Raw genomic sequence first — 11,248 nt, forward strand, 5'->3', positions numbered from 1 at the left:
TCGGCTGAAGCGCCGATTCCTGAATATCAGGATTGTCGAGGGACAAAATTGCCAAAACACCGGGCAGATCACCGGCTCCGAACGGGCTCACTTTAGACCCCAGCATAAAAAGCCAAAAAGAATAAAAAACAATTAGAAACTCTAATTAAGGAATATCAAAAAAAGCGCAAAAAAAACCTCGCCAAAGGGCGAGGTTCTTTTTCGAGGACTTTTTACATGAAGCTATAGGTGTAGTTGAAGATCAGACGCGTCTGATCCTGGCTGGCGATGCCGGTACCGCTGCCACGGTAAGTACCATGACGCACCGTCGTGCCAAACCCTTTCAGAGCACCTTGCTGAATGGTGTAGTCCACACGCAGGTCACGTTCCCACTCCGACTGATCGGCGCCACCGTTCTTGGCTTTGATGTCATCACCGTACAAGTAGGCAACCGAGGCTTTCAGGCCAGGCACGCCCAGCGCAGCGAAGTCATAGCTGTATTGACCGAACGTGGTGTTTTCACCGGCACGAATGAAGCTGTTGACCATCGCATCAGTGAACAGGTAGAAGCTCGCGCCCCCAGCACCTTCGTTACGACCATTGCCATCGACCACGTTGCCTTGGTTCAGGAAGACGAAACCACCGTCATCGTTGACGCGCTGATGACCCACCAGGAAGGCACTGCCACCCAAGGTGTAGGTGAACATCGCACTCCAGGTTTTGTTGTCAACTTCACCGGCGTTCTTGGCATAGCCACCGTTGTTGTTGAACTGATAGCCGGCTTCGCCGTTCTTGCCGTCGGAGCTGCTGTCGAAATAGCGGATATCGGTCTTGAACGACTGGTTGGTGCTGATCGGAAGAACGTGCACCAGGCCGAAGAAGTTCTGCTTGTAATAATCCTGCAGGTTCGAGTGGTAGTACTGCAGGGTCAGGTCTTTGGTGACCTTCCAGTCAGCACCGGCATAGCGGAACTGATTGCTGTCCTGCGTACCACCGGCCACGGCCAGGCCGGTACTGTTTGACGAGGCGCGACCCACCGCGTGCTCGAGCTGACCGGCGTTGAAGGTGACGTTGTCGATTTCCTTGGAGGTGATCGTGCCACCCTCGAAGGTTTGAGGCAGCAGACGGCTATCGTTCGCGACCAGAATCGGCAAGCTAGGTTGCAGCGCGCCACCCAAGTGAGCTTCGGTCTTGGACAGACGTGCCTTGACGTTACCTGCGATGCGGCTCCACGACTGCGTGGCCGAGCCGTCGGAATCACTTGGATTGAACGAATTATTGTTTGGGTGATGACCACGGCCACCGTCCAGGTGAATACCGCTGAGCGCCTGGACATCAAGACCAAAACCGACCGTGCCTTGAGTGAAACCGGACAGGTAATCAAACTTGAAGCCCTGCGCGGCTTCTTTCTGATCCGATCCGCCGTCACGATTGTCGGCATTGAAGTACATGGTGCGAGAACTGACGGACGCCTTGCTGTCTTCGATGAAACCCGCGGCGCCTGCCTGCTGCGCCAAAACCCCTACGGCCACAGCCACGGCCAAAGTGGACTTATTCATTGTTAAGCTCCTCTCGTTTCTAATTCTTGTTTTCCTGGCCCGGATCGATGCCCGAGTCCGAAGGTTCGCGATTAGCGCCAGAGCGTGACCCACAAGTCAATCGTAACTTTGTGTGTCTACGACCATGGTCTAATCTCCGGTTTTTTGGTCCATGCAGGTTCATGAATTCGTCATGAACCTGAAAAGAATGGATACCTTCTTTTCTAATACCCTTTAGGAATTTAAACCCCGCATTTGCGCGCTATGGTGCTCCCCACGACAACGCGCCAGTCAATTCCTGAAGGGTATTAAGAGCGTCCTGTTTAGTCCGTTTTGCACTGAAGCAATCCAGACACAATTCCGTCACCCCAACAGCCAACCCAGCGCACTATCCGGGTCAATTGTTACAGTTTGTGTATCGGAAGATTTTTTCCGCTCACGGCGCAGCCGCCGTCCTTGCCGGCATGACCCGGCTCGATTCAGACGTCGTTTTCAGTGGTGGGAAATCAGGAGGAGAGTGTCAGAAGAAATACGCTGGGGTGGGGAGCTTGCAGCCTGTACCGGCTCCCCACCCCCTGATGAATCAAAGCGTCTTTTCGAAGATCTTCGAATTGCGCTGAAAGTTGTACAACGAGGCCCGCGCTGCCGGCAGACGCTCAACGCTGCTTGGCTCAAACCCACGCTCACGGAACCAGTGCGCAGTACGCGTGGTGAGGACGAACAATGTCTTCAGGCCTTGGGCCCGGGCACGAGTCTCGATGCGCTCCAGCAGTTCATCACCGCGACCGCCGTGGCGGTACTCCGGGTTTACTGCCAGGCAGGCCAGTTCGCCGGCATCCGATTCGGCAATCTGATACAGCGCCGCACAGGCGATGATCATGCCTTCACGCTCGACCACGCTGAACTGCTCGATCTCGCGCTCCAGCACTTCGCGCGAACGACGCACAAGAATCCCTTGCTCTTCCAGCGGGCTGATCAGGTCGAGCAAGCCGCCGACGTCTTCAATCGCCGCCTCGCGTACCAGCTCGAATTGCTCCTGGGCCACCAACGTACCGCCACCGTCACGGGTGAACAGTTCGGTCAGCAGCGCGCCGTTCTCGACGTAACTGACGATATGGCTGCGCGCCACGCCTCCACGGCAGGCTTCAGCGGCGGCATCCAGCAACTCCGCCTGATAATTGCTGTTGCCCAGACGCTGCAAATGCGCCGGCACTTGCTGCGGGCGCAGTTCACGCACCAGTTTGCCGTTCTCGTCGATCAGACCGAGGTCAGCGCCAAACAACAGTAACTTGTCGGCGCCCAGGTCAATGGCGGCGCGGGTAGCCACGTCTTCGCAAGCCAGATTGAAAATCTCGCCGGTCGGCGAATACCCCAGCGGCGACAGCAACACAATCGAACGCTCGTCCAGCAAACGGTTGATGCCCTTGCGGTCGACCCGGCGCACTTCGCCGGTGTGGTGATAGTCGACCCCTTCCAGCACACCGATAGGCCGCGCGGTAACGAGATTGCCGCTGGCCACGCGCAGACGCGAGCCTTGCATGGGCGAGGAAGCCATGTCCATCGACAGGCGCGCTTCGATGGCGATCCGAAGTTGGCCAACGGCGTCGATCACACATTCCAGCGTCGCCGCATCGGTGATGCGCATGCCGTGGTGGTAATGCGGAGTCAGGCCGCGAGCGGCGAGGCGGGTTTCAATCTGCGGACGCGAACCGTGCACCAGCACCAAACGCACGCCGAGGCTGTGCAGCAGCACGATGTCGTGGACGATGTTGCCGAAATTCGGATGCTCAACGCCGTCGCCGGGCAGCATGACGACGAAGGTGCAATCACGGTGAGCATTGATGTAAGGGGACGCGTGACGAAGCCAATTAACGTATTCGGGCATGAACCTGGGCCTGTAATAAATAGCAGCCGGAAAAAAGGGCGAAACGGAAAACGCACAGCGGGCTGGTGGTTATCGTCGGAACAGGCTTGGCGACACGCGCGTTCTCCTCATGAATACGGGTTGGGGTGCTGGCAATTTACAGCGTTTGATCGGGCAAAACACAGTCCCCTGTGGGAGCGGGCTCGCTCGCGAAAGCGGTGTATCAGGTACATCACTATCGACTGACACACCGCTTTCGCGAGCAAACCCGCTCCCACAAGGGGACATCAGGGTTTGTCCGGGCTCAGGCAGTAATGTTCAATCAACTGTCGCAATAGATGCACGGTAGGCTGCAAACGTGACATTTCAAGGTACTCGCCGGGCTGATGCGCACAGGCGATGTCGCCGGGGCCGAGCACGATGGTTTCGCAGCCCAGGCGCTGAAGATAAGGCGCTTCGGTGCCAAACGCTACTGCTTCGGCACGGTGACCGGTGAGCTTTTCGGCAATACGCACCAATTCGACATCTTCAGCCTGCTCGAACGGCGGGACCTCCGGAAACAACGGTTTGTAGTCGATCTTCACCTGATGCCGTTCGGCGACCGGGTTGAGCTTGCGCAGAATCTCGGCGCGCAGCACTTTCGGGTCCATGCCCGGCAACGGGCGCAAGTCGAATTCCAGGGAACACTGGCCGCAGATACGGTTGGGGTTGTCGCCGCCATGGATACAGCCGAAATTCATCGTCGGCTGCGGCACGCTGAACTGTGGGTTGTTGAATTCACGCTGCCACAACAGGCGCAAGCCACGCAGTTCGCCAATGGCATCGTGCATCGCTTCGAGGGCGCTGTGGCCCAGACGCGGATCCGACGAATGGCCGCTCTGCCCGAGAATGTCGATGCGCTCCATCATGATGCCTTTGTGCATGCGGATCGGCTTGAGCCCGGTCGGCTCGCCGATCACGGCAGCACGGCCCAGCGGCCGCCCAGCCTCGGCCAGCGCACGGGCGCCGGACATCGAGCTTTCTTCATCGCAGGTGGCGAGAATCAGCAACGGCTGCTTGAACGGCTGGGCGAGCAATGGCTGCACCGCTTCGATGATCAGGGCGAAAAAGCCCTTCATGTCACAACTGCCCAAACCGACCCAACGGCCATCGACTTCGGTGAGTGTCAGAGGATCGGTCTGCCACAACGCATCGTCGTACGGCACCGTGTCACTGTGCCCGGCCAGCACCAGCCCGCCGGGGCCGCTGCCGAAACTGGCGAGCAGGTTGAATTTGCCGGGGCTGACCTGCTGGATATCGCAACTGAAGCCCAGATCACCCAGCCATCCGGCGAGCAGATCGATGACCGCCCGATTGGACTGATCCAGGCTCGGTTGGGTGCAGCTGACCGACGGCGCGGCAATCAGCGCAGCGAACTGGTCTTTCATGGACGGCAAAGGCATCGCTGACTCCAACTCCCGAATTGAAGTCCATCATAGAACCATCCGGCGCCAGGAATAAACCGCCGCAGGGCGTAGGACGAATCAGTCCTGTACACTGCACGACCTTGGCAGCCACACATTCCCCCGGCTGCGCTCCCGATCCTGGATTTTCCGGCCATGCAGAAAGAAACCGAAATCAAACTCCGCGTCAGCCGCGAAACCCTCGCTGCCCTGCGCGAGCACCCGCTACTGAAAAAACGCAACAAAAGTGGCTGGGAACGCCGTGAGTTGATGAACCAATACTTCGACACCCCGGAGCGCGACCTGGCCCAGGCCAAAGTCGCCCTGCGCCTGCGCAAGGATGGCGATGAGGTGATTCAGACCCTCAAGACCCGTGGCCAGAGCGTTGCCGGTCTGTCCGAGCGTAATGAATACGACTGGAACCTGCCCAAAGCCAAGCTCGACGTGAAGAAACTCGACGGCGAATGCTGGCCCGAGGAACTGGCCGAACTGGACAAGAAAACCCTGAAGCCGATCTTCACCACCGATTTCGTCCGCGAGCGCGCCGAAATCGCCTGGGGCCGTGGCAAGAGCAAAGTGGTCATCGAAGCCGCGCTGGATCTGGGCCACGTCGTGGTCGGCAAACAGAAAGAAGAAATCTGCGAGCTAGAGCTGGAGCTGCGCGAAGGCGAGCCTGCCGCGCTGCTGGAACTGGCCGCCGAACTGGCTGAAACCCTGGCCCTGATGCCGTGCGACATCAGCAAGGCCGAGCGAGGCTACCGTCTATATGACGCCAACAGCTACTCGCTGAGCCTGCCGGCGCCGCAACTGACAACCGAAACGCCACTGGACGACGCCTTCGCCGCGCTGTGCTGGCACTTGCTCGGCAGCAGCCAGCGTCTGGCCGAACAGTACCGTTTCAACGGTCACTGGCGCCTGTTGCTGGACTGGGTCGAAAACCTGGCGGAAATGCGCGCCCTGCTCAGCAGCCTCGGTCAGGCTGCGCCGCGTCCGTCGACCCACGACCTGCGCGTCGCCCTCGATGCACTGCTGGAAGACTGGCGTCCGCTGGTTCAGGCCGGTATCGAAGACGAAGACGTGCGCAAAGCCGCGCCGGAGCAGTTCCTCGAAGAACTCCAAGACCCGCGCTGGGGCCTGTTCTCGCTGAACACCTCGCGCTGGTTGCTGGCCCGCACCTGGACCGCCGAGCGCAACACGCGCGGTAATCGTCAGGGTGGTGCGCAGTTGCACAGTTGGTTGCCGCGCCTGTTGGGCGAAGAAGCAACGTCCCTGCAATTGCAGCGCTATCAGCAACAGCCGGAAGATCTGGCCGAGCAACTGCCGCGTATCGAGCGCATTCAGGTCTGGCTGCACCACGCGCGCAACGTGCTGGAGATCCCGGAAATGGATCGCCTGTACGGCGAGCTGAACAAACTGGCGCAACTGGCCAACGAGCCGACCATCACTGACGAATTGCTCGATGCGCGCAAGCAGCAGGCGATTGCGGTTTATCAGAATCGCGCGTGGAAAATGTTGCTGCGCATGTAACACCGCTTTCGCGAGCAGGCTCGCTCCCACAGGGAAACTCATTCCAAATGTGGGAGCGAGCCTGCTCGCGAAGAGGCCATTACAGACGCCTGAAAACTCAAACCGGCAGGCTCGTTGTGGACTTGATCTCCGACAACGCCACAATCGAGTTCACTTCCTGAATCCCCGGCACCAGCGACAGCTTCTCGAAGAAGAACCGCTCATACGCCTCGATGTCCGCCGCAACAATGCGCAGCAGAAAGTCGACCGCGCCCATCAGCACATAACACTCCAGCACTTGCGGAAAACCACGAATCGCTTCGGTGAATTCGGTGAAGTTCGAACGCCCGTGCGCATTGAGTTTGATCTCGGCAAAGATCTGCGTGTTCAGGCCTATTTTCTTGCGATCCAGCAACGTCACCTGTCCGCGAATGATCCCTTCCTCCTTCATCCGCTGAATCCGCCGCCAGCACGGTGATTGCGACAGCCCCACCTGTTCGGCGATCTGCGCACTGGACAGCGAAGCGTCCTCTTGCAGCAGGGCGAGAATCTTGCGGTCGTAGCCGTCCAGTTCGCTATGCATAAAAAAACCTCAAATAGACCACTTTGCGAATTGATCTTCCGGACCATTCGCCAATAGCGCCCATCATAGATAAGAAATACCCGGCACCGAATGTAAAAATTCCTCCAGTGATTTTGGAGACTCGTCATGCCGCACCTCGAAGCCGTAACCCCCCTACCCGCCCGCGCCGACGTCTGGAACGTCAGCAACGCCCTTTGCCTGGCGCACTATCAGATCCTCGCCGAGGCCGAGCCGGATTTGCTGGTGCGAGTGCTGAACCTGTTCGCACTGCAATTGCTCACGCCCGAGCAGGTCAACGTGCAGCGGCTGGACGATCTGCTGTCGATCGACCTGATCATGGGCGGCCTGAGCTGGCATCGCGCTCAAGTGATTGCGGAAAAACTTCGTAACCTGATCAGCGTCTGCTCGGTGAATCTGCAAAACGCCGACAGCGCGTGGGATGCGCCAGCGCAGGCTGCCGGCTGACAAATCCGGCAACGGCTTCGTCGGGTAGTGGCCCAACGGTCTGCCGGGCCGCGACTATCCTTTGGCGCAACGTCGCTTAAAAGGAAGCCCGCATGTCCGTTCAACTCGCTATTCAGGACCGCTGGCTGGAACTCAACGATGTGCTGCGTGAACTGGTCGCCCAAGGCTTCATCAGCCAGAACTCGGCGGAGCAGGCGCTGAATGCGCGCCGCCGTCATGCTGCCCATGGCCAGATGCATCCACTGGAATTCATCGCCAGCCAACAACTGGACGACCTCAGCCGTCCGGGCAAGCACCTCGATCTGGAAAGCCTGACCCTATGGCTGGCGCAGCAGGCCGGGCAGCCGTACCTGCGCATCGACCCGCTGAAGATCAACGTCGCCGCCATCACCCCGCTGATGTCCTACGCCTTCGCCCAACGGCACAAGATCCTCGCCGTAGGAATCGACCGCGACTCGGTGACCGTGGCCAGCGCCCAGCCCTATGTGAACGGCTGGGAAGCCGACCTGACCCATGTCTTGAAGCTGCCGATCAAACGGGTGGTCGCCAACCCGGTAGATATCCAGCGCTTCAGCGTCGAGTTCTTTCGCTTGGCCAAATCGGTCAGCGGCGCGAGCAGTGGCGATCAGCAGAACGGTAACCTGGGCAATTTCGAGCAACTGCTCAACCTCGGTGCCAGCGATCAGGAGCCGGACGCCAACGATGCGCACATCGTCAACATCGTCGACTGGCTGTTCCAGTACGCCTTTCAACAGCGCGCCAGTGATATCCACATCGAACCGCGCCGCGAGCAAGGCACGGTACGTTTTCGCATCGATGGGGTGCTGCACAACGTCTATCAATTCCCGCCGCAGGTGACGATGGCGATTGTCAGCCGCCTGAAAAGCCTCGGCCGGATGAACGTCGCCGAAAAGCGCAAACCCCAGGACGGCCGGGTCAAGACCAAGACCCCAGACGGCGGCGAAGTCGAGTTGCGGTTATCAACGCTGCCCACCGCGTTTGGCGAAAAAATGGTCATGCGGATCTTCGACCCGGAAGTGCTGCTCAAGAACTTCGATCAGTTGGGTTTTTCCGCCGACGACCTGCGCCGCTGGCAGGACATGACCCGACAGCCCAACGGCATCATTCTGGTCACCGGGCCGACCGGTTCGGGCAAGACCACCACGCTGTACACCACGCTGAAGAAACTGGCGACGCCGGAGGTCAACCTCTGCACCATCGAAGACCCCATCGAAATGGTCGAGCCGGCATTCAACCAGATGCAGGTGCAGCACAACATCGATCTGAGTTTCGCCGCCGGGGTACGCGCGCTGATGCGGCAAGACCCGGACATCATCATGATCGGCGAGATCCGCGACCTCGAAACCGCCGAAATGGCGATTCAGGCTGCGCTGACCGGGCACTTGGTGCTGTCGACCTTGCACACCAATGACGCACCGAGTGCGATCAGCCGCTTGCTTGAACTGGGTGTACCGCATTACTTGATCAAAGCCACCGTTCTCGGGGTCATGGCCCAGCGTCTGGTGCGCACCTTGTGCCCGCACTGCAAGGCGCCGCTGACGCTCGAAGATGAGGACTGGCAAACCCTGACCCGCCCCTGGCAGGCGCCGCTGCCGGGCAGTGCCCATCGCGCCATCGGTTGCCTGGAGTGCCGCGACACCGGTTATCGCGGCCGCGCGGGGGTTTACGAAATCATGCAACTGAGCGACAGCCTCAAAGCCTTCATCACCCCGGACACCGACCTCACGGCGATCCGCCGCCAAGCGTTCAAGGAAGGCATGCGCAGCTTGCGCCTGTCCGGCGCACAGAAAGTGGCGGCAGGGCTGACGACGATTGAGGAGGTGCTGCGGGTGACGCCGCAGAGTGAGCACAAATAATCAGATTGCCATCAAGCTGTTCTTAAACCCGGGCCACGCCGTTACACTGGCGCCATCGCAACCCCATTGATCCATCCAACAAGGAATCGTTATGCAGACCGGAAGTGTGCTTTTACTGTTTGTGGTCCTGGCAATCGCCATTCTGTTCATGGGTTTCAAAGTCGTGCCGCAGGTTTCGAGTGGACGGTCGAACGCTTCGGGCGCTACACCAACACCCTCAAACCTGGGCTGAACATCATCATTCCGGTGATGGATCGTATCGGTCGCAAGATCAACGTGATGGAAAGCGTGCTGGATATCCCGCCCCAGGAAGTCATCACCTCCGATAACGCCACGGTGCAGATCGACGCCGTGTGTTTCTTCCAGGTGGTCAACACGGCCCAGGCCGCCTACGAGGTGAACAACCTCGAACACGCCATTCGCAATTTGCTACAGACCAACATCCGCACCGTGCTCGGCTCCATGGAGCTGGACGCCATGCTCAGCCAGCGTGACAACATCAACGAACGGCTGCTGCGCACCGTCGACGAAGCCACCGCCCCATGGGGCATTAAAATCACCCGGATCGAAATAAAGGACATCAGCCCGCCCGCTGACCTGATGGCTGCCATGTCCGGTCAAATGAAAGCCGAACGTATCAAACGTGCGCAGATCCTAGAAGCCGAAGGCCTGCGAGCCTCGGCGATCCTCACCGCAGAAGGCAAGAAGCAGGCGCAGATTCTGGAAGCCGAAGGTAGCCGTCAGGCCGCGTTTCTTGAATCCGAAGCCCGCGAGCGTCAGGCCGAAGCCGAAGCCCAGGCGACCAAAGTGGTGTCCGAAGCCATCGCCGGCGGCAACGTACAAGCAGTCAACTATTTCGTCGCGCAGAAATACATCGACGCACTGGGCAAACTGGCCTCGGCCAACAACAGCAAAGTCATCCTCATGCCACTGGAAGCCAGTTCGATGATCGGCGCGGTGGGTGGGATTACCGAAATTGTCAAAGCGACTTTTGACGGCAAGAAGGTCTGAGTCATGCCGACCGAACTGTTCACCTTCTGGAGCTGGCTGGGGCTGGGCACCGTGTTGCTGATCCTCGAAGTGTTCGGGGCTGGCGGCTATCTGCTTTGGATCGGCATGGCGGCTGCCGCTGTCGGGGTCACAACGTTTGTCTTGCCGACGCTGCCGTGGGAAATCCAGCTGGTGCTGTTTGCGCTGTTTTCGATCCTGACCGCGCTGTATTGGTGGCGACGCCAACGCACCGCGGTGCGTCGCAGTGATCAACCACTCCTGAACCTGCGGGGGCAGGAATTGATCGGCAACGTGTTCGTGGTCAGCGAAGCGATTGCCGACGGTCACGGCAAGATCAAGGTTGCTGATGGCGTGTGGATCGCCAGAGGGCCTGACACACCGGTTGGCGAGCGTGTTCGCGTGACCGGGCAACAAGGCGCGATTTTGTTGGTTGAGCATGCCGAATGATTGCGTACGGAACCGGATCGGGAAAATGACGATCCAACGCCGTAGTTAACCCCCAGGAGTCACCTCATCATGCGTCTCAAACTTGCTGTCGCCACGCTGGCCTTGCTGTCCCTTCCCGTTGGTTCGGCCATGGCGGACAGCTTTTGGCGTAACGTCATTTCGTCCGGTGCTACCACCGGTTCGACTTACCTGACCTTCAAGGATCACAAATTGATCGTCGCGGCACAGGACGATGCCGGCAGTTTCGTTGCCAGTGACGGCGGCATTCGCGGTCCGTATCTGGAAGCAGCGATGCAGAAAGTCCGCGCCGACAACCCGGGCCTGCAAGCGACGGACATGGAATTGGCGAATGCGATTCTGGCGAAGAACGCCGTGGCTTCCGAATAAGCCTTTCGCCCACAAAAATGCCGCTCGATTGAGCGGTATTTTTTTGCTCGCTATTTCAGATTCACCACAGAACCCTGTGGGAGCGGGCTTGCTCGCGAAGGCGTCAGTCCAGCCAACCTTTCTACTGACTGACACACCACTTTCGCGGG

9 protein-coding genes and 1 pseudogene are annotated in these 11,248 nt (G+C 59.1%); 6 read left to right on the plus strand and 4 right to left on the minus strand.

Annotated features, from left to right (window positions below):
* Window positions 1-212 precede the first annotated feature (212 nt).
* The 3 genes from K5E40_RS31305 to argE all read right to left on the minus strand — a co-directional run bounded on the left by K5E40_RS31305 (window position 213) and on the right by argE (window position 4,823).
* On the minus strand, window positions 213-1,538 hold the full coding sequence (locus K5E40_RS31305; RefSeq protein ID WP_221734053.1) for an OprD family porin: 1,326 nt from the start codon (window positions 1,536-1,538) through the stop codon (window positions 213-215).
* A 562-nt stretch (window positions 1,539-2,100) separates the two neighbouring features.
* Window positions 2,101-3,402 carry an amino-acid N-acetyltransferase gene (argA, locus tag K5E40_RS31310; protein ID WP_221734054.1) on the minus strand — a complete coding sequence of 434 codons (1,302 nt, stop codon included), beginning with the start codon at window positions 3,400-3,402 and terminating at the stop codon, window positions 2,101-2,103.
* Window positions 3,403-3,668: 266 nt separating this feature from the next.
* Window positions 3,669-4,823: an acetylornithine deacetylase gene (gene argE, locus K5E40_RS31315; protein WP_221734055.1), complete on the minus strand. Its 1,155-nt coding sequence runs from the start codon at window positions 4,821-4,823 to the stop codon at window positions 3,669-3,671.
* Window positions 4,824-4,979: 156 nt separating this feature from the next.
* Here argE and K5E40_RS31320 point away from each other — a divergent pair, with 156 nt between their 5' ends.
* Window positions 4,980-6,350 carry an inorganic triphosphatase gene (locus K5E40_RS31320; protein WP_221734056.1) on the plus strand — a complete coding sequence of 457 codons (1,371 nt, stop codon included), beginning with the start codon at window positions 4,980-4,982 and terminating at the stop codon, window positions 6,348-6,350.
* 97 nt (window positions 6,351-6,447) lie between these two features.
* Here K5E40_RS31320 and K5E40_RS31325 read toward each other — a convergent pair whose 3' ends face one another.
* Window positions 6,448-6,912: an Lrp/AsnC family transcriptional regulator gene (locus K5E40_RS31325; RefSeq protein WP_221734057.1), complete on the minus strand. Its 465-nt coding sequence runs from the start codon at window positions 6,910-6,912 to the stop codon at window positions 6,448-6,450.
* Window positions 6,913-7,038: 126 nt separating this feature from the next.
* On the opposite strand from K5E40_RS31325, the gene K5E40_RS31330 reads away from it, so the two are divergent.
* The 5 genes and pseudogenes from K5E40_RS31330 (at window position 7,039) to K5E40_RS31350 (ending at window position 11,099) form a co-directional block, all read left to right on the plus strand.
* Entirely contained in the window at window positions 7,039-7,377 is a 339-nt protein-coding gene (locus tag K5E40_RS31330) for a hypothetical protein (protein WP_221734058.1), read from the plus strand.
* Between the two features lie 92 nt (window positions 7,378-7,469).
* Entirely contained in the window at window positions 7,470-9,254 is a 1,785-nt protein-coding gene (locus tag K5E40_RS31335) for a GspE/PulE family protein (RefSeq protein WP_221734059.1), read from the plus strand.
* Window positions 9,255-9,345: 91 nt separating this feature from the next.
* Window positions 9,346-10,265: pseudogene (locus tag K5E40_RS31340) on the plus strand (SPFH domain-containing protein).
* A gap of 3 nt (window positions 10,266-10,268) precedes the next feature.
* Window positions 10,269-10,712, plus strand: coding sequence for an NfeD family protein (locus K5E40_RS31345; RefSeq protein WP_221734060.1), 444 nt, complete (start codon window positions 10,269-10,271; stop codon window positions 10,710-10,712).
* A 66-nt stretch (window positions 10,713-10,778) separates the two neighbouring features.
* Window positions 10,779-11,099: a DUF2388 domain-containing protein gene (locus K5E40_RS31350; protein ID WP_169843014.1), complete on the plus strand. Its 321-nt coding sequence runs from the start codon at window positions 10,779-10,781 to the stop codon at window positions 11,097-11,099.
* Window positions 11,100-11,248: the final 149 nt, after the last annotated feature.

The organism is Pseudomonas baetica (assembly GCF_019733355.1).
GTDB lineage: Bacteria > Pseudomonadota > Gammaproteobacteria > Pseudomonadales > Pseudomonadaceae > Aquipseudomonas > Aquipseudomonas baetica_A.